Origin of the sequence: Cupriavidus sp. UBA2010, from assembly GCF_002335265.1 — a bacterium.
Taxonomy (GTDB): Bacteria; Pseudomonadota; Gammaproteobacteria; order Burkholderiales; family Burkholderiaceae; genus Cupriavidus; species Cupriavidus metallidurans.
The window spans coordinates 163,205-185,238 of the sequence record NZ_DDCI01000020.1 but is presented as its reverse complement, the minus strand read 5'-3'; the positions used below and the strand labels follow the sequence as shown (position 1 = coordinate 185,238).

At 64.7% G+C, this 22,034-nt stretch carries 19 protein-coding genes; 13 read left to right on the top strand and 6 right to left on the bottom strand.

The genetic code is table 11. The features are described from left to right. The first annotated feature begins 239 nt into the window (after nt 1-239). The 6 genes from hutC (at nt 240) to B2246_RS15430 (ending at nt 8,165) form a co-directional block, all read left to right on the top strand. Nucleotides 240-995 carry a histidine utilization repressor gene (hutC, locus tag B2246_RS15455; RefSeq protein ID WP_008651975.1) on the top strand — a complete coding sequence of 252 codons (756 nt, stop codon included), beginning with the start codon at nt 240-242 and terminating at the stop codon, nt 993-995. A gap of 219 nt (nt 996-1,214) precedes the next feature. Then, nucleotides 1,215-2,894, top strand: a complete 1,680-nt coding sequence (hutU, locus tag B2246_RS15450) for a urocanate hydratase (RefSeq protein ID WP_035883892.1) — start codon at nt 1,215-1,217, stop codon at nt 2,892-2,894. A gap of 15 nt (nt 2,895-2,909) precedes the next feature. Beyond that, complete coding sequence (hutH, locus tag B2246_RS15445) at nt 2,910-4,466, top strand: histidine ammonia-lyase (protein ID WP_008651972.1); 1,557 nt, start codon at nt 2,910-2,912, stop codon at nt 4,464-4,466. 85 nt (nt 4,467-4,551) lie between these two features. Further along, complete coding sequence (locus B2246_RS15440; protein ID WP_017514162.1) at nt 4,552-5,934, top strand: amino acid permease; 1,383 nt, start codon at nt 4,552-4,554, stop codon at nt 5,932-5,934. Between the two features lie 16 nt (nt 5,935-5,950). Then, complete coding sequence (gene hutG / locus B2246_RS15435; RefSeq protein WP_286881953.1) at nt 5,951-6,913, top strand: formimidoylglutamase; 963 nt, start codon at nt 5,951-5,953, stop codon at nt 6,911-6,913. Between the two features lie 178 nt (nt 6,914-7,091). Then, complete coding sequence (locus tag B2246_RS15430; RefSeq protein WP_286881954.1) at nt 7,092-8,165, top strand: mechanosensitive ion channel family protein; 1,074 nt, start codon at nt 7,092-7,094, stop codon at nt 8,163-8,165. A gap of 113 nt (nt 8,166-8,278) precedes the next feature. Here B2246_RS15430 and B2246_RS15425 read toward each other — a convergent pair whose 3' ends face one another. Then, nucleotides 8,279-8,704 (bottom strand): phasin family protein, encoded by a 426-nt coding sequence (locus tag B2246_RS15425; protein ID WP_008651961.1) that lies wholly within the window; start codon nt 8,702-8,704, stop codon nt 8,279-8,281. Nucleotides 8,705-8,979: 275 nt separating this feature from the next. Here B2246_RS15425 and B2246_RS15420 point away from each other — a divergent pair, with 275 nt between their 5' ends. Next, the gene (locus B2246_RS15420; protein ID WP_008651960.1) at nt 8,980-9,237 is read left to right on the top strand and encodes a hypothetical protein; all 258 of its coding nucleotides are present in this window, start codon (nt 8,980-8,982) and stop codon (nt 9,235-9,237) included. A gap of 142 nt (nt 9,238-9,379) precedes the next feature. Then, nucleotides 9,380-10,561 (top strand): GGDEF domain-containing protein, encoded by a 1,182-nt coding sequence (locus tag B2246_RS15415; RefSeq protein WP_008651958.1) that lies wholly within the window; start codon nt 9,380-9,382, stop codon nt 10,559-10,561. A 46-nt stretch (nt 10,562-10,607) separates the two neighbouring features. On the opposite strand, the gene B2246_RS15410 is transcribed toward B2246_RS15415, so the two are convergent. Beyond that, nucleotides 10,608-11,297 carry a GntR family transcriptional regulator gene (locus B2246_RS15410; protein WP_035883887.1) on the bottom strand — a complete coding sequence of 230 codons (690 nt, stop codon included), beginning with the start codon at nt 11,295-11,297 and terminating at the stop codon, nt 10,608-10,610. A gap of 200 nt (nt 11,298-11,497) precedes the next feature. On the opposite strand from B2246_RS15410, the gene B2246_RS15405 reads away from it, so the two are divergent. From B2246_RS15405 to B2246_RS15385, 5 genes are all read left to right on the top strand, one after another. Further along, a complete protein-coding gene (locus B2246_RS15405) occupies nt 11,498-13,192 on the top strand; it encodes a thiamine pyrophosphate-binding protein (RefSeq protein WP_286881955.1) in 1,695 nt (564 codons plus the stop codon). A gap of 42 nt (nt 13,193-13,234) precedes the next feature. Continuing rightward, a complete protein-coding gene (locus B2246_RS15400) occupies nt 13,235-14,281 on the top strand; it encodes a tripartite tricarboxylate transporter substrate binding protein (protein WP_008647370.1) in 1,047 nt (348 codons plus the stop codon). 91 nt (nt 14,282-14,372) lie between these two features. Next, nucleotides 14,373-14,813: a PaaI family thioesterase gene (locus B2246_RS15395; protein ID WP_008647369.1), complete on the top strand. Its 441-nt coding sequence runs from the start codon at nt 14,373-14,375 to the stop codon at nt 14,811-14,813. Nucleotides 14,814-15,025: 212 nt separating this feature from the next. Further along, on the top strand, nt 15,026-15,268 hold the full coding sequence (locus B2246_RS15390) for a hypothetical protein (RefSeq protein WP_286881956.1): 243 nt from the start codon (nt 15,026-15,028) through the stop codon (nt 15,266-15,268). Nucleotides 15,269-15,295: 27 nt separating this feature from the next. Then, entirely contained in the window at nt 15,296-15,514 is a 219-nt protein-coding gene (locus B2246_RS15385; protein ID WP_008647358.1) for a DUF2188 domain-containing protein, read from the top strand. A 122-nt stretch (nt 15,515-15,636) separates the two neighbouring features. On the opposite strand, the gene B2246_RS15380 is transcribed toward B2246_RS15385, so the two are convergent. The 4 genes from B2246_RS15380 to B2246_RS15365 are packed head-to-tail and all read right to left on the bottom strand — an operon-like array spanning nt 15,637 to nt 22,005. Next, entirely contained in the window at nt 15,637-15,993 is a 357-nt protein-coding gene (locus B2246_RS15380) for a copper-binding protein (protein WP_286881958.1), read from the bottom strand. Then, the gene (locus B2246_RS15375; RefSeq protein WP_286881959.1) at nt 15,990-19,157 is read right to left on the bottom strand and encodes an efflux RND transporter permease subunit; all 3,168 of its coding nucleotides are present in this window, start codon (nt 19,155-19,157) and stop codon (nt 15,990-15,992) included. The genes B2246_RS15380 and B2246_RS15375 overlap by 4 nt, the downstream gene beginning before the upstream one ends. Continuing rightward, nucleotides 19,154-20,707 carry an efflux RND transporter periplasmic adaptor subunit gene (locus B2246_RS15370; RefSeq protein ID WP_286881960.1) on the bottom strand — a complete coding sequence of 518 codons (1,554 nt, stop codon included), beginning with the start codon at nt 20,705-20,707 and terminating at the stop codon, nt 19,154-19,156. Before B2246_RS15370 ends, B2246_RS15375 begins: the two co-directional genes overlap by 4 nt. Next, entirely contained in the window at nt 20,704-22,005 is a 1,302-nt protein-coding gene (locus B2246_RS15365; RefSeq protein ID WP_286881961.1) for a TolC family protein, read from the bottom strand. The genes B2246_RS15370 and B2246_RS15365 overlap by 4 nt, the downstream gene beginning before the upstream one ends. Nucleotides 22,006-22,034: the final 29 nt, after the last annotated feature.

Below are 22,034 nucleotides of genomic sequence, written 5' to 3'. Positions count from 1 at the left end.
ACCAGGCCAATCCCGGCGCGCCAGCCGCCGGCCACGGACCCCGCGTCTCGCAGTCGAGGCGCGGGGTTTCTTGCGTCGGCAGGCCGGGTATTTCCATGCCCGGCTTTACCCCACGCGAGGAGCGAGTACCAATAGCCCGGCATTTGCGATAATGCTGGCAATTGTCTAATCATGTATAGGTGCGCGAATCGATCAACGCTTCGCGCTTTATCCTTGCCCGGAGCTGGAGAACCCCAAGAATGCCGCGTCAAACGCCTGAGCTGACGATGGACAGCAGTGCCGAGGACGCGCCAATGCCGCTCTATCTGCGCCTGAAGCAGATGATCACCCGACAGATCGATACGGGCGCATGGCCGGCACATCATCGTGTGCCGTCCGAAAACGAACTGGTGGAACAGTTCGGCGCCAGCCGGATGACGATCAACCGCGCATTGCGCGAACTCACCGCCGAAGGCCGGCTCGTGCGAATGCAGGGCGTGGGCACGTTCGTGGCGGAGCCGAAGATGCAGTCTTCGCTGCTCGAGGTCAACAACATCGCGGACGAGATCGCGGAGCGTGGACATCGCCATCATTCCGAGGTGATCCTGGTGCGCGAGGAGCCCGCCGGCCCCGAGCGCGCGGTGGCGATGGATCTGCGCGAAGGCGAGAAGATCTTCCATTCCATCATCGTTCACTACCAGGACAACGTGCCGGTGCAGATCGAGGACCGCTACGTCAATCCGGGCCTGGCTCCCGACTACCTGAAGCAGGACTTCAGCGTCGACACGCCGAATGCCTATCTGCAAAGCCTTGCTCCCCTGACGGCGGGCGAGCATATCGTCGAGGCCGTTGTCGCCACCGCCGACGAGGCAAAACTCCTGCAGATCCCGCGCGCCGAACCGTGCCTGCTGATCCGACGCCGCACATGGTCGGGCAAGCGCGTCGTGACGTTCGCCCGCCTGCTGCATCCGGGGTCGCGTCACCGCCTGGAAGGGCGGTTCGGCCCCGGCGCCTGACGCCCCCTTTCGTTATTTCCTTGCTCCGCTGAGCCTCTGACCTTGCCGCGCCACTGTGCGGCAAGGTCCACTCCCGTCCTCTTGTCGCGCTATCCGCTCCCCCTGAAAACGGGGTAAACCCCAGTACAAATCAACTTGTCTATACAATACTGTACAACCCCATCGGATGGCGCTGTGGCGTCATCGCCGTCGTGAACAAACCGTGGATGAGGAACAACCGTGAGCACCCCCAATCGTTACCGTGACGTAGAGATCCGCGCGCGGCGCGGCAATCAGCTTCAGGCCAGGAGCTGGCTGACCGAGGCGCCGCTGCGCATGCTGATGAACAACCTCGACCCGGAAGTGGCGGAGAACCCCAAGGAACTGGTGGTCTATGGTGGCATCGGCCGCGCTGCGCGCAACTGGGAGTGCTACGACAAGATCGTCGAGTCGCTTGTGACGCTGGGCGACGACGAAACACTGCTGGTGCAGTCGGGCAAGCCGGTGGGCGTGTTCAAGACGCATGCCGATGCGCCGCGCGTGCTGATCGCCAACTCCAACCTGGTGCCGCATTGGGCTAGCTGGGAGCACTTCAACGAGCTGGATGCCAAGGGTCTGGCGATGTACGGTCAGATGACGGCAGGTTCCTGGATCTATATCGGCAGCCAGGGCATCGTGCAGGGCACCTACGAGACCTTCGTCGAGGCAGGCCGCCAGCACTATGACGGCAACCTGACCGGACGCTGGGTGCTGACCGCGGGCCTGGGCGGCATGGGCGGCGCCCAGCCGCTGGCCGCGACGCTGGCCGGCGCATGTTCGCTGAACATCGAATGCCAGCAAAGCCGTATCGACTTCCGTCTGCGTACGCGCTACGTCGACGAGCAAGCCACGGATCTGGATGACGCGCTGGCCCGTATCGCGAAGTACACCGGGGAAGGCAAGGCCATCTCCATCGCGCTGTGCGGCAATGCGGCCGAGATCCTGCCGGAACTCGTGCGTCGCGGCGTGCGCCCGGACATGGTGACCGACCAGACCAGCGCCCACGATCCGCTCAATGGTTACCTGCCGATCGGCTGGACCTGGGACAAGTACCGCGACCTCGCGCAGACGAAGCCGGCCGAGGTGGTGAAGGCCGCCAAGCAGTCGATGGCCAAGCACGTCGAGGCGATGCTGGCCTTCCAGAAGATGGGCGTGCCCACCTTCGACTACGGCAACAACATCCGCCAGATGGCCAAGGAAGAGGGCGTGTCGAACGCCTTCGATTTCCCGGGCTTCGTGCCGGCCTATATCCGTCCGCTGTTTTGCCGCGGCATTGGCCCGTTCCGCTGGGCCGCGTTGTCCGGTGATCCGCAGGACATCTACAAGACCGATGCCAAGGTCAAGGAACTGATCCCCGACGACGCGCACCTGCACCGCTGGCTGGACATGGCGAAGGAGCGCATCAGCTTCCAGGGCCTGCCGGCGCGGATCTGCTGGGTTGGCCTGGGCCTGCGTGCCAAGCTGGGCCTGGCCTTCAACGAAATGGTGCGTTCGGGCGAACTGTCCGCGCCCGTGGTGATCGGCCGTGACCATCTGGACTCGGGCTCGGTGTCGAGCCCGAACCGCGAGACCGAATCCATGAAGGACGGCTCGGACGCCGTGTCTGACTGGCCGCTGCTCAACGCGCTGCTGAATACCGCCAGTGGCGCCACCTGGGTGTCGCTGCACCACGGCGGCGGCGTCGGCATGGGCTTCTCCCAGCACTCTGGCGTGGTGATTGTCTGCGATGGCACCGATGCCGCCGCCGCCCGTATCGCCCGCGTGCTGAACAACGATCCGGCGACCGGCGTGATGCGCCACGCCGATGCCGGCTACGAGATCGCCATCGATTGCGCCCGCGAAAACGGCCTGAACCTGCCGATGCTCGGCACCTCCAAGTAACTCCGGATTTGAACCATGTCGTACCAAGAAAATCAGCCAGTCTTCGCCCTGCATCTGCAACCCGGTGAGCTCACGCTCGCGCAACTGCGTGCCGTGCATCAGCAGCCCGTCAAGATCACGCTCGACGAGCGCGCCTTCCCCGCCATCGACCGCAGCGTGGCGTGCGTCGAAAACATCATCGCCGAGGGCCGTACGGCCTACGGCATCAACACCGGATTCGGCCTGCTGGCGCAGACCCGCATTGCCCGCGAGGATCTGGAGAACCTGCAGCGTTCGCTGGTGCTTTCCCACGCTGCAGGCGTGGGCGAGCCGATCGACGACGCGCTGGTGCGCCTGATCATGGTGCTCAAGATCAACAGCCTGGCGCGTGGCCTGTCCGGCATCCGCCGCAAGGTGATCAACGCGCTGATCGCGCTGGTGAACGCCGAGGTGTACCCGTGCATCCCGTTGAAGGGCTCCGTTGGCGCGTCGGGCGATCTGGCGCCGCTGGCCCATATGTCGTTGCTGCTGCTGGGCGAAGGCCGGGCACGACATCGCGGCGAATGGCTGTCCGCTCGCGAAGCGCTGGCCATTGCCGATTTGCAGCCGCTTACGCTCGCCGCCAAGGAAGGGCTGGCGCTGCTGAACGGCACGCAGGTTTCCACCGCGTATGCGCTGCAGGGTTTGTTCCAGGCGGAAGACCTGTACGCGGCGGCCAGCGTGTGCGGCGCGCTGACCGTCGAGGCAACGCTTGGCTCGCGCGCTCCGTTCGATCCGCGCATTCACGCTGCCCGTGGCCAGCGCGGCCAGATCGACGCGGCGGCGGTCTATCGTCACCTGCTGGGGGAGACCAGCCAGCTCGGCCAATCGCACGCGCATTGCGACAAGGTGCAGGACCCGTACTCGCTGCGCTGCCAACCCCAGGTCATGGGCGCCTGCCTGACGCAGATCCGCAATGCGGCGGATGTGCTGGGTGTCGAGGCGAACTCGGTTTCCGACAATCCGCTGGTATTCGCGCAGGAAGGCGATATCATCTCGGGCGGCAATTTCCACGCGGAACCGGTGGCAATGGCCGCGGACAACCTCGCGCTGGCCCTGGCCGAGATCGGCTCGCTCTCCGAGCGGCGTGTGTCGCTGATGATGGACCAGCACCTGTCGCAGTTGCCGCCGTTCCTGGTCGCCAATGGCGGCGTGAACTCCGGCTTCATGATCGCGCAGGTCACGGCCGCCGCGCTGGCATCGGATAACAAGGCGCTCGCGCATCCGGCCAGTGTCGACAGCCTGCCTACGTCGGCGAACCAGGAAGACCATGTGTCGATGGCGCCCAACGCTGGCAAACGTCTCTGGGAGATGGCCAGCAACGTCAAGGGCATCGTGGCGATCGAATGGCTGGCGGCCTGCCAGGGCATGGACTTCCGTGAAGGCGGCAAGACCACCGAAGCGCTGGAGCGCGCGCGCGGCCTGCTGCGTCAGTCGGTGCCGTTCTACGACAAGGACCGGTACTTCGCGCCGGATATCGAAGACGCCAGCGTGCTGATCGCCGAGCGTCACCTTACGGCCTTGCTGCCTGCAGGCATCCTGCCGAGCGTCTGACGGACGCTCGCGCCGGCGCCAAGCGGGCAAAGATCCGCGCGCCATGGGCCTTCGGTCCCAATCTAGACATCCTCCTGGAGACAGCTTGAAAAACCTGCAACGCAATCTGAGCGCGCGGCATATCCGCTTTCTCGCGCTCGGCTCGGCCATCGGCACGGGCCTGTTCTACGGTTCGGCATCGGCGATCCAGCTGGCCGGCCCGGCCGTTATCCTGGCGTACATCGTGGGCGGCGCGGCGGTCTACATGGTCATGCGCGCGCTGGGCGAGATGGCCGTGCGCGAGCCGGTGACCGGCTCGTTCGGCCGCTACGCCAGCGAGTACCTGGGGCCGCTCGCGGGCTTTCTTACCGGATGGACCTACATCCTCGAGATGATCATCGTCTGTCTGGCGGACGTGACCGCATTCGGTATCTATATGGGATTCTGGTTCCCCGAAGTGCCGCAATGGATATGGGTGCTCGGCATCGTCATGCTGATCTGCGGGCTGAACCTGTGCAATGTGAAGGTGTTCGGCGAGCTCGAGTTCTGGCTGGCGCTGGTGAAGATCCTGGCCATCGCGGCGATGATCATCGGCGGCACGCTGATCCTGTTCCTCGGCGTGAAGATGAATGGCGAGCATTCGCCGGGCCTGACCAATCTGTGGGCGCATGGCGGCTTCCTGCCGCACGGCGCGGGCGGGTTGATCGCGTCTCTGGCGGTGGTGATGTTTGCTTACGGCGGCATCGAGATCATCGGCATCACCGGCGGTGAAGCCCAGAATCCGGAGAAGGTGATTCCGCGCGCGATCAACGCCGTGCCGGCCCGCATCCTGCTGTTCTACGTGCTGACGATGACCGTGCTGATGGCCATCTTCCCGTGGACCGGCATCGGTAGCCAGGGCAGCCCGTTCGTGCAGATCTTCTCCGGGCTGGGGATCAAGTCGGCAGCGGCGGTGCTTAACCTGATCGTCATCTCGGCCGCCATCTCGGCAATCAACAGCAATATTTTTGGCGCTGGCCGCATGATGTACGGCATGGCGGAGCAGGGCCAGGCGCCGCGCCTGTTCGCCACTACCTCGCGTCATGGCGTGCCCTGGGTGACGGTGCTGGCGATGGCTGCTGCCTTGCTCGGCGGTGTGGTGCTGAACTACCTGATCCCCGAACAGGTGTTCGTGATCATTGCGTCGATCGCGACCTTCGCCACCGTGTGGGTCTGGCTGATGATCCTGCTGTCGCAGGTTGCCATGCGACGCCGCCTGTCGGCCGAAGAGGTCCGCGCCCTCAAGTTCAAGGTACCGCTGTGGCCGGTCGGTCCGGCGCTGGCGATCGCCTTCATGCTGTTCGTGATCGGCGTGCTGGGGTATGTCGAGGACACGCGCGTGGCACTGTACGTTGGCGCGGGCTGGGTCGTGCTGCTGTCGTTGGCCTGGTTCCTGCGGGCCAAGCCGAAGGCGGACGCGCTGCTCGCCCGGGAAACCCGTGTTTCGTGAAACGGACGCACGGCAAATGACGGCATTGACGCAAGCCGAGGCCCCTGATGCGGTCTGGCAGGGGCGCGCCGATACCGGCGAGCGCGGGGATACGCGGCGGCTGTTCAATATCGTCCAGCCGCTGGCCGTAGCGGCTACCGACGATCTGGCCGGCGCTGCCGTGCTGGTTGGCTTCGCGTGCGACGCAGGCGTCAGGCGTAACCAGGGCCGTGTTGGTGCGGCCGATGGCCCGCGCGGCATTCGACGCGCCCTGGCCAGCCTGCCGGTTCATGACGTGGCCGCGCTCTACGATGCAGGCGACGTGCGCTGCGAGGGCGATGCGCTCGAAGATGCGCAGCGGGCGCTCGGTGAAGTCGTCAGGGCGCAACTGGACCGTGGCGCGCTGCCCATCGTGCTCGGTGGCGGGCACGAAGTGGCCTGGGGCACCTGGCAGGGCCTCAGGGCGCATCTGGATGCGGCGGGCGACGCGGGCCGCGTCCTGATCCTCAATCTCGATGCGCATTTCGATTTGCGGACTGCGCGGCCCGGCAGTTCCGGCACGCCGTTCGACCAAATTGCGGAGGCGTGCCGTGCCGCAGGCCAGCCGTTCGACTATGTGTGTCTCGGCGTCAGCCGGCTCGGCAACACTGCATCGCTATTTGCCCACGCGCAGGCGCTGGGCGTGCGCTACGTTGAAGACACCGAGATGCAGGAGCGCCATCTCGACCACAGACTGGCCGAGGTCGACGCGATGCTGGCGCAGGCCGCGCATGTCTACCTGACGATCGATCTCGACGTGCTTCCGGCAGCCGTCATGCCCGGTGTCTCCGCGCCTGCGGCGTATGGCGTGCCGATCAGCGTGATCGAGGCCATCGTCACGCACGTGCGCGGTAGCGGCAAGCTGCGCGCGGCAGACCTTGCGGAGTTCAATCCGCAGTTCGACCGTGACGGTCAGAGCGCCCGCGTTGCCGCGCGGCTGGCGTATCGACTGATCCGCTGATCCGCTGATCCGTTGATCGGTTGCATGGCCGGCGTGTGCCGCGCCGAGTAACCAGGCGTGGTGCGATGCTTGCGTCGCAAAGTCTGTGGAGCGCAGACAACATCGGTGAAACTTCTGTCCCTTCGTCGTGTCGGTTACTTGGTAACCGGCATCACGCCTCCCCTGATGAAGGACGCCGATGAATCTTCCTCTTCTTCTCGATCACCCCTGGTTTGGCACGTGGACGGCGGCCCTGGTTGCGGTCGTTATCGTGCTGCTGGCACATCGCATCGGCAGCCTGCTGCTACTGCGGATCACGCGTTCCGCCCAGGTACTCCATCCCACGGTCGTCAAGGCGCGGGTCCCGTCGAAGGTGGTTCTGCTGCTGCTCGCGTTGCAGACCGTCTGGCAGGCCGCTCCGGACGAACTGCGCTGGATCGACAATGTGCGGCATGTCAATGGCCTGCTGTTGATCGCCGCCATGACATGGCTCGTGGCGCGGGTTATTGCCGGCTTCGCGCAGGGCGTGCTGGACCGGCACCCCGTGGATGTCGAGGACAACATGAATGCCCGCCGCATCCATACCCAGACACGCGTGCTCTCGCGCATTGCGATGGCGTTGGTGGTGGTGATCGGGGCGGCGATGTTGCTGATGACGTTTCCCGGCGCGCGGCAGGTCGGCGCCAGCCTGCTGGCCTCGGCAGGTGTGGTCGGGCTGGTCGCCGGCCTGGCTGGCAAGACGGTGTTCAGCAATATGATCGCGGGGTTGCAGCTTGCCTTGACGCAGCCGATCCGGCTCGACGATGTGCTGATCGTCGAAGGCGAGTGGGGCCGAGTCGAGGAAATCACGGCGACGTACGTGGTGCTGCGGATCTGGGACGAGCGCCGCCTGATCATCCCGCTGCAGTACTTCATCGAGAAGCCATTTCAGAACTGGACTCGCAACAACTCCCAGCTATTGGGCTCGGTGTTCTTCCATGTCGACTACGGGATGCCGCTGGCGCCGCTGCGCAAGGAGCTGGAGCGCATCGTGAACAACGCGCCCCAGTGGGATCGGCGGTTTTTCAACCTGGTGGTCACCGACGCAACGGAACGCACGATGCAGATTCGCGTGCTGTGCACCGCCGCATCCTCGGGTCTGGCGTGGGATCTTCGCTGCGTCGTGCGCGAGGGGCTGATCGACTTCATGCAGCGCGAGTATCCGCAGTTTCTGCCGCGGATGCGCATTGATGGCGAGGCGGGACGAACGGGAGGCAATGGCGCGCAGGACTAGGTGCCTGCCACCAGTCGGTTCTCCGTATAGATGCCGTATTCCAGATCGATCAGACGTTGACGCTTCCAGGCCTGCGGACCCGGCCGGTCAGGCCGGGTTTCGCCGCCAGGAGGTTACTTGCCGCCTGGCTTCATCAGGCTTTTCGCTTCCGCGATACTCTGCTCGGCACGTTTGGTGATCACGGCCAGTGCCTCGGCTTGCGATTTCTGCGCCATTTCCGCCAGTTCGCGCATGTTGTTGAAGGCTGTCTGCAAGCCTTGCTGCACGAGTTCGCCCTGTCTGGTCATGGCCTCTGCGGGATTGCCGCTCGTGGCCATCTTCTGGGCCGTGGCCTGAATCTCCTGCATGCTCTTGCTCAGGATTTCGGTCTGCTTCTGCACGAGTGCCTGCATGCCCTCGTAGGCGATCCTGTTGGCCTCCGCGAGGGCTTCAATATCCTTGCGCCGCGCTTCGATGATCGAAGTCATGTCGACGCCGGGGAGCTTGTACTGTTCCAGCAGTTTGGTGATGTCGGTGAACGGATTGGGCGCGGTAGCCATGACGGATCTCCTTGTTGGGATAGAGCAAGCAGAAGTCGAGCGGCGCTGGCACACGGGTGAAGTCGCCCGATCGCCACGCGGCAGGCTAAGTGTAATGCGTGCCGCAAGGGAACTGGGGAATGAATAGGGGGGGTATCGCCTGGGCGCGCCGAGCGGCTGACACGGCACTTGGGTCCGCGTGTCGTCCAGGCCGGGCAAGCGGCCTGATAGCCGGGCCCGATCCCGTTGCATAATGCCCTCCGGCGCGAACGCCGCCAACACTATGGAAATACGACATGACGATGAAGACCGAAGAGCAGGTGCAAGCCGAGATTGCTGCCCTGAAGGCGCTGCAGCCGCAACTGCCGGAGCGCGCCCGCAAGGCCGTTGACGCCGCGTTGATGGTGTTGGAGAAGGGGCTGTCGCACGACAACGTCTACGACATGTTCGAGGAAGGTACCGAGGAATTCGAGGACGCCTTTGCGGCGCGCATGTGGCGCGAAGGCGCTCCCGGTAGCGAATCGCTGTCAGTGCTGTATCGCGAGCTGATCTGACAGGCAGGAGGTTTCTGCCAGGCAGATCAAGGATTGAGGATTCTTGCCGGCTGCCAGGCCGTAATAGGAGACAATGGCGCACATTCAATGACCGCCGGGCCGACTGGTCGCCCACGCGCTTATGTCCGAAGCAGACGTCGAAATGAGTTTCGCTGTTGATCCGGTTCGGGTCGAGTTCTCGGATCCGGGGCTCGAGCGGGAGTTTCAGCAACACCATCTGCGGACCACGCGCGCGTCGTTGCGCGTCACCTTGGTGTTCTGTTCGCTGTTTTATCTGGCCTTTTCCCTGACTGATCTCGCCGCGCTGGGCTTTGGGACGTCGTTGCTCGTGCTGTTGCTGGGGAGAATCGCCGTCGCGCTGACTGCCTGCGGCGGTCTGTATCTGATTCGCCGGAAAACCGAGTCGGTGCTGGCCCACCGGGCGGTGGCCAGCGCGGCGGAGGTCGTCGGGATGGCGATCTTCATGCTGGTCGTCTGGTTCCGTCCCGGCGAGTTGCCCTGGCACGCGATGTCGCTCTGCATCATGCTGATCGTCATCTACGTCTTTATCCCGAATCGGCTCATCACCGCAATTGGCATCGCCCTTGGCGCGACGGCGGCCTTCATCGCGCTGGCCGTGATGAGGGGGGAGTCGAGATTCTCCGACGAGGTCACGATGGCGATGCTTCTGCTGCTGACCAACAGCTTCGGCATCATCGCGGCGCGCCGCTATCACCGGCTGTGGCGCGACGAGTATCGGGCGCTCAGTACATTGAAGGCGCTATCCATCCGCGACCATCTCACAGCCTGCTTCAACCGTCGCCATCTGCACACGACGCTGCTGCCGCAGGTGCTGGAGCGGGCTCGCGCCGAGCGTCGCTGGCTGACGCTGATGGTTTGCGATATCGACCATTTCAAGCGCGTCAACGACAACCACGGCCATCAGGGTGGCGATGCCGTGCTGATGCACGTCGCCATGCTGCTGCAGGACCGCATCCGCGAGCCACGGGACAGCGTCGTTCGCTACGGCGGGGAAGAGTTTCTACTCGTCATGCCGCAGATGGACTTCGAGTCGGCCGCCAGCCTGGCCGAGGATATGCGCGCCGCGGTGGCGGACAGCGAGGTGCCCGGCCCCGATGGCAAGCGCATGCGCGCCACGGTCAGCATCGGGGTGCTCTCCGTCGATTTCTCGGCCAGCGATACCGAGGTCACCGAAAGCGCGTTGATTGCCGCTGCCGATATGCTGCTCTATGAAGCCAAACGGGCCGGACGGAACAGCATCCGGACCCGGCTTTGGGCGGATATGGTGTCCACCCACGCTGTCTTGAGTATGCGAACGGCCTGATTGAGCGCCGAACGCATGGGCCGGCATCCATCCGCTTCAATCGGCTTCAGTCCGCTTCTCCCTCCAGATAGACGCGCGCCAGGCCCTTCTTGATGGCGTCGACGATCTGCTCGCGGCGTAGCGCGATATGCGAGGTCAGGTGGGCCTCCGCGCGTTGCCAGTCGTGCGCCTTCAACGCGTCGACAATATCGGCGTGCTCGCTCTGGGTGGAATCGCGCCCCACGTTCTCCATGTCGATCCAGCGGATGAAGCGAATGCGTTCGTTCAGGCTGGCCAGCATCCGGCGCAACTCCGCATTGCCGGACAACTCCGCGATACGCAAATGAAAGCCCTCGTCCAGTTCAACGAGTTGCTGTGCCGGCGTATCGGGCGAGACCGAACGGCTGTGTTCCAGGTATCGGGCCAATTCCTCGACCCCCTCCGCTGACGCACGCTCGAACGCAAGCCGCAGGCATTCGCGTTCGACGGCGACGCGCGCCTCATACAGGTCCTGCATCTCGCGGATGTCGAGCGGCCGGCGGACGTAGCCACGGCTCGACTCCTCCAGGAAGCCATGCGTGGCCAGCCGCGCCAGTGCCTCGCGCACCGGCGTGCGGCTCACGCCAAGTTGCTCCGCCAGTTCGATTTCGTTGAGACGCTCGCCCGGTTTCAGCGCGTAGGAGATGGCCATGTCGCGCAGCGTCTGGAACACGTCGGAACCGCGCTTGCGCCGAGTCGTGGAAATAGGCGAATTCATGCTTGTTTCTGCCCGATGGGATTCTTGAATCGCACGGATCATACCGCGCGCGCTACCAGATGCCCTTGTCAGCACCCGGCATCGGCAATTGCTGTCCGGATTCTTGCATACGTTTCAGTATACTTAAAAGTATTCTTTCGAGTATGCTCCATCGGACGCCGGCGCTCCCTTCACCCGGCCGATCAATGGAGATCAAGCGGATGACCAAGATGAACGGCGCCGAAGCGATGGTGCGTATGCTCCAGCTCAACGGTGTGAAGCACATTTTTGGCTTGTGTGGCGATACCAGCCTGCCTTTTTACGATGCTCTGGCCCGCCTGGACCACGGCATGGATCACGTGCTGGCGCGCGACGAGCGCAGCGCCGCCTACATGGCGGATGCCTACGCCCGCGTCACGGGCAAGGTCGGCGTGTGCGAGGGTCCGAGTGGCGGTGGCGCTACATATCTGTTGCCGGGGCTGGTGGAGGCCAACGAATCGTCGGTGCCGGTGCTGGGCATTACGTCCGATGTATCCGTCAACTCGCGCGGCAAGTACCCCCTGACCGAGCTGGACCAGGAAGCCCTGTATCGACCACTGACCAAGTGGAACACCACGATCGACCGTGCCGATCAGATTCCGGACGCCGTGCGCGCAGCCTTCCGCGCCATGACGACCGGCAAGCCGGGCTCGGCGCATCTGTGCCTCCCCTACGACGTTCAGAAGCATGATGTGGACCCGGCCGGGATCTGGGCCCAGGCCGGTCACGATCGTTTCCCGGCGCTGCGCTACGCGCCGGACCCCGACGAGGTGGATCGCGCCGCGCGCCGTCTGACCGAAGCGCGCGCGCCGCTGATCATCTGCGGCGGTGGCGTGGTGATTTCGGGCGCCTGCGGTGAGTTGGACACGCTCGCGACTTCGCTCAACGCGCCGGTGTGCACTACGGTCAGCGGCCAGGGCAGTCTGGCCGATACGCACCCGCTCAACGCCGGCGTGGTAGGCGCCAATGGCGGCATCCTGGCCACCCGCGATCTGGTGGCCAATGCCGATGTCGTGCTGTTCATCGGTTGCCGCGCCGGCTCCACCACTACCGAGCACTGGCGCTTCCCCGGCCGCAACGTGCCGATCCTGCATATCGACATCGATCCAATGGTGATCGCGGCCAACTACAACACCGACGTCGGCATGGTGGGCGATGCCTTGCTGGCCCTGCGCATGTTGAACGCCGCGGTGCGTGACCGACTGCCGACGCGCCGCGCCGACACCGCCGACGGGCGCGCGCTGGTGGAAGTCGCGCGCGCGGCCAAGCGTGCGGGCTTCGCACCGCTGGCGGCCTCGCTGGAGCGGCCGATCAAGCCCGAGCGCGTGGTCGACACGCTCAACCGCCTCTTGCCCGAGGACGCCATCGTGGTGGCGGACCCCGGCACGCCTTGCCCGTATTTCTCCGCCTATCACGAGAGCCGACACGCCGGCAGGCAGTTCATCACCAATCGCGCGCATGGCGCGCTGGGCTTCTCGCTGGCGGCCGGTATTGGCGCATCGCTGGGTCGCCCCGGCACCACGGTTGTCTCCGTGATGGGGGATGGCAGTTTCGGCTTTACCTGCGGCGAGATGGAAACGCTGGTACGCCGCCGCATCCCGCTGAAGATGATCGTGTTCTCGAACTCGGTGTTCGGCTGGATCAAGGCGAGCCAGAAGGCCGGCTACGACCGCCGCTACTTCTCGGTGGATTTCAGCCGCACCGATCACGCGCGCGTGGCCGAGGCCTTTGGCGTGCGCGCGTGGCGCGTGGAAGATCCCGCGATGCTCGACGCGGCCATTCGCGCCGCGCTGGAGCATGACGGTCCCGCGTTGGTGGACGTCATCACGCAGGAGTTGCAGGACGCCGCGGCACCGGTCAGCCAGTGGATGGGCTGAGTCGATATCTGCTTTGCATCTGGATGACAGGAGGGCCGTACCATGCTGTTCCCTTGTTTTTCCTCGCGCCGGCAAACCACGCCGGCCGCTTCTGGCGGGATGCCGCGCGCGCAATGCGGCAGGCTTGCCGTCATCGCCGCGCTGTCCGCGCTGTGTCTGCCCGGTGGCATGTTGCCGACTTCCGCCTGGGCGGATAGTGGAACGCCATTGAAGCTCGTCGTCACCTTCCCGCCCGGGGGCAGCACGGATATCGCCGCGCGCATCGTGCAGCCCAAGCTGGCGGAGGTGTTGGGGCGTCCCGTGGTGGTGGAGAACCGTCCCGGCGCCGCGAGTCAGGTCGCGACGCAGTACGTGGCGCGCTCCGCGCCGGACGGCAACACCTTGCTGATCAGCTTCGATACCCATGCGATCAATCCCATCGCGAAATCCCGGCTGCCGTATGACACCTTCAAGGATTTCTCCGGTGTCACGCTGGCGCTGCGTTTCCCACTGGTGATCGGTGCCAATCCGTCGGTGCCCGGCAAGGACCTGCGCGGATTCCTGGATGCCGCGCGGCGCGCGCCCAATCAGTACAGCTACGCGTCCACGGGTCTTGGTTCGATGAACCATCTTGTCGCCGAGGACTTGAAGCGTCAGGCCGGGGTGGAACTGCTACACGTGCCTTACGCCGGCGGGGGGCCGGCTGTGCAGGCCGTGCTGGGGAACGTGTCGAGCCTGACTCTGCTGAGCTACGCCGCGCTCAAGGGCCAGATCGCGGCGGGGCGCATCAAGCCCCTCGCTGTCACCGGCGCCACGCGACTGCCTGATCTGCCCGATGTGCCGACGGTGGCGGAGTCCGGATTCCCGGGCTTCGAGGCGTACTCGTGGATTGGCGTGTTCGCACCGTCCGGCACACCGCCGGCCGTGGCGCGTAAGCTGACCAGCGACTTCCAGGCTGCCCTCAATGATCCGGAGACCCACCGCAAGCTGACGCAGGCAGGGTTCGAGGTGATGGCCACCGACGGTCCGGCGCTTGATCGTTACGCGCGCGAGCAGTATGAGCGCTGGAAAGCCTTCGTCGCGAAGACGGGGCTGAAGCTGGAGGAGTAGGAGAGTAGGGGAGCGGGGACGCTCCGGCTCGCCAGGCGGTTTCCATGCCACAATCCTGCGCACACGACAACGCACAAAAGGAGACGGCACGGTGACACCCGCCAACGCAAACTTCGTGGAAGCTGTCCAGGCGAGCTTTCAATCCCAGAACGTCATGCATCTGATCCGCGCCACGCTGCCCGTGGTGGAGGCGGGCAGAACCGAGATTCATGTGCCGCACTGGGACGGCATCGAACAGCAGCATGGTTACGTTCACGGTGGCGTGGTCGGTACCATCGCCGACTCGGCAGGCGGTTACGCCGCGATGTCGCTTGTGCCGGCGGGCGCGTCGGTCCTGACGGTCGAGTACAAGCTGAATCTTCTAGCGCCCGCCAATGGCGACAAGCTGATTGCCCGGGGCAGCGTCGTCCGCGCGGGACGCACGCTGATCGTGACGCAGGCCGAAGTGTTTGCCGTTGAAGGATCGAAGGAGACGCTTTGCGCGCTGATGCAGCAGACCATCATGGTCATGCATGGCAAGGCGGAAAAATAGCGCCTGTATCCATACTCGACATTGCCTGATTGCATCCCTGATCGAAGCCGATAGTGGTCTGCGACAGTGGCCCGTTTTCGTGCTGACGGTCCAGTCGGTTCGCATGGCGCCGTGACGGACGCACCCCTTCTCGCAGAATAGGAAAACGTCCTACATCGCTGCCCGCGGATACCGAGTAGAACTTATTCATACCCACTTCTACCGGATCATGCATGTCGACATCTATCGTGAAGGTGCTGGTCACCCAGGACAACCACTGGGCCGTGGAATCCGAAGGCCAGCTGAATGCATACGCGTCTCGTGGCGCCGCGATTGCCGCGGGGGTACACAAGGCCATTAAAGAACGTGCAATGTTGATGATCTATGAGCGCGAAGCCCACGCAAGCGAGCCGATCGAGCCGATCGAACCAATCGAGTCAAGCGACGTGGGTGTGCTTGCCAGGGTGCCGGCATAGCGCCATAGAAGTCAACGGAGACGCAGCATGTCAGGCGACATTCATGTGCTCCCTCACGGCAGTGAGTGGGCCATCGCAATCGAAGGGACGGGAACCCGCACGCGATACCAGACACGAGAGGCAGCCATCGACATCGCCACGCAACTGGCGAAGCGGACAAGGGCTGAGTTGCTGATACACGGGCGCGACGGCCAGATCCACGAACGGAGCACGTTCGGTCACGGATCGCCTGACACCAGGGGATAACGAAAGTCCGAGGACTCCTTCTTTCGAACAAGCCCCCTTTTCGGCCGCGACCGCGATGGTCGCGGCGACTTTTTTTTGCCGGGATGGCAAGCCATCCCGGTCGTCGGCGCGGCTCGATCGCGCTATTTGCGCAAGTCGGTGACCGTGATTTTTCCGTCCACGTTGTCGAACGTTGCCGACACCTTGTCGCCTTCCTTCAGGTTCGCCAGCATCGCCGGGTCCTTGACCGGGAATGCCATCGTCATCGGGGGCATGCCCAGGTTCATGATCGGGCCGTGCTTGAGCGTGACCTTGCCGGCTGCGGGATCGACTTTCCGGACTTCGGCGGAGACGGGCTGTGGCGTCTTCATTGCCTTGGCGGCGGGCTTCATGTCCATACTGCCGTCCATTCCGGCTGCGAACGTTGGAGGAATCAGGCCAACGGCGAGCGCGAAGACGGCTGCATGGAGAGAGGTGAGAGAGGTGAGAGAGGTTTTCATGCTTGCTCCTTGATGGGCGTGTGAGTGAATGATGGGGAAGTCTTCGTTTCGCGACGGCGGATCAACAGGTACACGGCGGGCACCACGAACAGCGACAGCAGAGGCGCCGTGACCATGCCGCCAACCATCGGCGCGGCAATGCGCTGCATGACTTCGGAGCCGGTGCCGTGTGACCACATGATCGGGATCAGGCCTGCCAGGATGACGGCGACGGTCATCGCCTTGGGCCGCACGCGCTGCACGGCGCCTTCCTGGATGGCGGCGAGCAGGGCATTGATGTCGGTGATGCCGCGTGCCTGGCTATCCTCCCAGGCGTGCTTGAGATAAAGCAGCATGATCACGCCGAACTCCGCGGCCACACCGGCCAGCGCGATGAAACCGACCACGCCGGCTACCGACAGGTTGTAGCCGAGCAGATAAAGCAGCCAGAAGCCGCCGATCAGCGCCAGCGGAAGCGTGCCCATGATCAGCAGTGCCTCGTCGAGCCGACCGAAGACCAGATAGAGCAGCACGAAGATGATCAGCAGCGTGAACGGCACCACTACCTTCATCTTCGCGGTGGCACGTTCCAGATACTCGAACTGACCGGACCAGCTCAGCGAATAGCCTGCAGGCATCGGCACTGCCTTGCTCACGGCCGCCTGCATATCGTGCACCGCGGAGCGCAGGTCGCGCCCACGGATGTCGACGTAGATCCACCCCGACAGCCGCGCGTTCTCGCTGCGCAGCATCGACGGGCCCTGTTCCACTCGGATGCGGGCGACGTCGGAAAGCACGATCTGCTGGCCGCGGTCGGTCACGATGGGCAGGCTCCGCAGCTGTTCGACCGAATCGCGATAGTCGCGCGGGTAGCGCAGGTTGATGGGATAGCGGGCCAGCCCGTCGACCACTTCGCCGATGTTGTCGCCACCAATCGCCGAGGAGACGATGGCCTGCACATCGCCGATATTGAGCCCGTATCGGCCAGCGGCCGCGCGGTCGATGTCAACGTCGATATAGCGCCCGCCGGTCAGGCGTTCCGCCAGCGCCGACGTGACACCGGGAACGGTCTTCACGGTTTCTTCGATGCGGGTGGCTAGCCGGTCGATCTCCTTCAGGTCGGTGCCCGCCACCTTGATGCCAACCGGGCTCTTGATCCCGGTGGCCAGCATGTCGATGCGGTTGCGGATCGGTGGCACCCAGATGTTGGAAAGTCCCGGAACCTTCACCACGCGATCAAGCTCCTCGACGAGTTTGTCGGGTGTCATGCCCGGGCGCCACTGGTCGCGTGGCTTGAACTGGATCGTGGTTTCGAACATCTCCAGCGGGGCCGGGTCGGTGGCCGAATCGGCGCGACCGGCTTTGCCCTGCACCGTGTCGACTTCCGGCACCGACTTGATCAGCCGATCGGTCTGCTGCAGCAATTGCGCCGCCTTGCCAGCGGAAAGGCCGGGCAAAGCCGAGGGCATGTAGAGCAGATCGCCTTCGTCGAGCGGGGGCATGAACTCGCCGCCAATCCGCATGATCGGCCAGGCAGTGGCCACCAGCGCGACAACCGCCAGTGCGATGGTCGCGCGCGGATAGGCCAGCACGCGGGTCAGGATTGGCTGGTAGGCGCGGATGAGCCAGCGGTTCAGCGGGTTGGCCTGCTCGGCGGGAATGCGGCCGCGAATCAGGTAACCCATCAGCACCGGCACCAGTGTCACCGAGAGGCCTGCCGCAGCCGCCATCGAGTAGGTCTTCGTGAAGGCCAGCGGCGAGAACATCTTGCCTTCCTGTGCTTCCAGCGTGAACACCGGGATGAAAGACAGCGTGATGATCAACAGCGAGAAAAACAGCGCGGGACCGACTTCGGCTGCGGATGCGCCAATCACGCGCCAGCGGTCTTCGCCGGAGAGTGGCCGCCCGGGGTGATCGACATGCCAGCGTTCCAGGTGCTTGTGCGCGTTCTCGATCATTACCACTGCGGCGTCGACCATGGCGCCGACTGCAATGGCGATGCCGCCGAGCGACATGATGTTGGCGTTGACGCCCTGATACCGCATGACGAGGAAGGCAGCCAGCACGCCTAGCGGCAGCGATACGATGGCCACCAGCGCGGAGCGCAGGTGGAACAGGAAGATCAGGCAGACCAGCGCGACGACCACGAACTCTTCGGCCAGCTTGTACGAAAGGTTGTTCACCGCGCGATGAATCAGCGCGGAGCGGTCGTAGGTCGTGACGATCTCGACGCCGGCGGGCAGGCTCTTTTTCAGCACTGCAAGCTTGGCCTTGACGGCGTCGATCGTCTCCAGCGCATTCTTGCCCAAGCGCATTACGATGACGCCGCCCGTCACTTCGCCTTCGCCATTGAGATCGGAGATGCCACGTCGCATCTCGGGCCCGAGCTGGATCGTCGCGACGTCGCCAAGGCGCACAGGAACACCGGCCGCGCTGGTCTCGATTGGAATCTGCCGGAAATCCTCGAGTGTCTTCAGGTAGCCCGATGCCCTGACCATATACTCGGCTTCGCCTAGCTCCAGCACCGAGCCGCCTGCCTCCTGGTTGGCGCCTCGAATCGCGGCGATCACCTTCGATTGCGGGAGGTTGTAGGCGCGTAGGCGGTCAGGCTTCAGCACCACCTGGTATTGCCGCACCATGCCGCCCAGCGAGGCCACCTCGGAGACGTTCGGCAGCGACTTCAGCTCGAAGCGCAGGAACCAGTCCTGCAACGCGCGCAACTGGCTCAGGTCATGCTTGCCGGTGCGATCGACCAGCGCGTACTCATAGACCCATCCCACACCGGTGGCGTCGGGCCCCAGTGCGGGCCTGGCGGCCGCCGGCAGACGCGACTGCACCTGATTCAGGTACTCCAGCACGCGGGAGCGGGCCCAGTATGGGTCGGTCCCGTCCTCGAACAGCACGTAGACAAAGGAATCACCGAAGAAGGAATAGCCGCGCACGGTCTTGGCCCCCGGCACGGACAACATCGTCGTGGTGAGCGGGTAGGTGACCTGGTTCTCGACGATCTGCGGCGCCTGGCCCGGGAACGGGGTGCGGATGATGACCTGCGTATCGGAAAGATCCGGCAACGCGTCGAGCGGCGTGGTGCGGACTGCCCACAGCCCCCAGGCCGTCAGCATGACCGTGGCCAGCAGCACCAGGAAGCGGTTGCGGATCGACGCGAGGATGATGCGCGCAATCATTGCTGACCTCCTTCGGCGCCTGCGGGCTGCACCGACGACAGCATGGCCGTGCCGTCTTCGGCCAGATGAAAGCGGAAGCGGATACGGTCACCCGGTTTCAGTCCCTTGAGCTGGGCGCCATCATGTGCGGCGAAATCCATGCTCATGGCGCCCCACTGCGCCGAGGGCACTGGGCTATGGGAGATCGTCAGGCTGTCGGCGTTCACGGCTTCGATGCGACCCGTGGCTTCGTGTTCCTGTGTGGTCGCCGATGGTGCCGATGGTGCCGATGGTGCCGATGGTGCCGATGGTGCAGATGTTGCCGACGGCGCAGAAGCTGCCACCGGGGTTTCCAGCCGCTCCGACGTGCCGCGCAGGCTGGCTTCGGAATCGATCAGAAACTGGCCGGACGTTACGACGCGCTGTCCGGCGCGCAGTCCGGCGGTCACCTCGGTCATGCCGTCGACCTCGCGTCCGGTGCGGATCTCGGTAGAGGCATAGCCCCGCTGGCCGGCATCGACCATGACGAGAGTCCGTTGGCCCGTGCGGATCACCGCCTCTGTCGGGATCTGCAGCACGTCTTGCCGGTCGCCACTCTCGAAGCGGACGCTGGCGAACATGCCGGGCACAAGGCGACGCTGCTTGTTCGGCAGCACGATGCGGACCTTGATGGTGCGCGTGGCAGGGTCAACGTCGGGCAGAATCGCGTCGACCTTGCCTTGCACGGGATCCGGCGCGGCGGTGGCAGACACCGTCACGGTCTGGCCCGGTGCGATGCTGCGCGCCTGGGCTTCCGGCACTTCGGCAATCACCCAGACCTGGGCAAGATCGGCCAGGCGGAACAGCGTCATGCCCGGGCTGATCGTCATCCCTTCGCGTACCGCGATTTCGGTGACCAGGCCATCCAGCGGACTGGCGATGCTCTGTGCCGATTGCAGCTTGCCGGTGCGGGTGACCGCATCGGCCTGGCCCTGCGTCATGCCCGACTGCAGCATCCGCGCCTTGGCGGCGCTCGCCAGATCGTTCTGAAGGCTGGCGGGCAAGCGCATCACCGCCAGGTACTCTTCTTGCGCGGCGACCCAGTCTGGCGCGTAGAAAGTGACCAGCGTCTGGCCCTGCCGTACCGGATCTAGGGTGGCGCGCACACCAACGTGCTGCACGAAGGCGGTGGTGCGAGCCTGGATCACGCGGATGCTGCGCTCGTCGATCGCCACGTTGCCGGGTGCCTCAACCACTGCGCCCATATGGGCGGATTTCACTTCCGCCGTGCGGATGCCAAGGTTCTGTGCGACGCGGCTGTCGATGCTGACGCCGCCCTTATTCACGCCATTCCCTGCGTCATCGCCGTCGGCATAGACCGGCACCAGCGGCATATCCATGAAGGGTGACTTGCCGGGTTTGTCGAATCGCTGGCCGGGGACCATGGGATCGTGCCAGTAGAGAATGTTCCTGTCGCCTTGCGTGGCGGACGTTGCCGGCATGGTGTGCGATGCGCCAAGGCGATAGCCGCTGTAGCCGGCCACACCAATCAGGACCAGGCAAGTCGCTGTGATGGTCAGTCGTGCCTTCATGGAAGATCCTTGTTGGCGGGTTCGGTTTGCGCGGTAGGCAGCGGCATCAGGAAGGTGAGTTCGGCCCAGAGTCGGGTCGTGCGTTGTTCCAGCGATAGCCGCTCCAACGAGGTATCGATGACACGGTGATTGGCATCGGCCACGGCTTGCAGGGACCCGGCATTGGCGCGATAGGCCGTCAACGCGGCCTCCGCCTGGGCATTGGTAAGCGGCAGCGTGGCGTCGTCGTAGCGTTTCAGGCGTTCCAGGTTGCGGCGCAACTCGGCGAGCCTGGCGCCGACCACAGCATCGGTGTCGCGCCGGATCATCTCCGCTTTCGCACGTGCCGCCGTGGCCTGCGCGAGCCGGGCAGCGACTTCGCGGTCCTGCCGGTTGGCGCGATCCCAGGGCAAGGGGATGCTCACATTGATCGAGGCGAGGTTTGAATAGGCCGAGCCGCGCTGGCTATACATCAGTTCCAGGGAGACGTCAGGCTTGCGGGCCTCGTCCGCCACGCGGATCTCGGACTCCGCGAGTGCGACGTCGCGCTGGGCCGCAGCAACCTCGGGGACACCGTCGAAATGGTTCTGGGCAAGTTGCGCGACGCGATCTGGAACCGCCAGCGTGGGGGGATCACCCAGGGGACGGCTCGCATCGGTGCCGATCCAGCGGGTGAGATTCACGTTGGCGGTGTCGAGGGCTGCCTGGTTTTCGTTCTCGCGGTCGCGCAGCTTTTGTACTTCGAGTTGCGCGGACAACACGTCGGCGCGGGTGCCGCGGCCGCTGCGGTAGGCGGCGTTGGCCGCTTCCAGCGTCAGGCTCAGGGGTTGCTCATGACTGGCAAGGAGTGCCGCCGCCCGTTCGGCGTACCAGCGGTCGATCCATGCCGCCACGGCGCTGCGCTGGACATTGGTCATGCCGACCATGCGTTGGGCGTCGGCCGAGGCGGCCTCGGCCTCGAAGCGTGCCGAACGGGCCCGGCGTTTGTCCGAGCGCGTGAACTCCTGCATCACGCTGATCGACCGCATGGTCATGCTCTCGCGGGTCAGCGAGAACTTGTCGGGGCCATCGGTTGGGACATTGTTCAGTCCAACTTTCAGGACGGGATCGGGCAACTCCCCGGCCGCCACGGCCATCTGCACGGCAGCGTCTACGGCGCCGCGCGTGTTTTCTGCGTCGTGCGCATGTGTCGTGGCAAGAGCAGCGGCCTCTTCAAGCGACAGGGAAGGGGCGGCGTGTGGTGACGCGGCGTGCGACACCGACATGCCGAGGGCGGACGCGCAAAGGAGCGCCAGCCTCAGGCGAAGCGGGAATGACATAAAGCCTCCGGAAACAACGGCCACCGCGC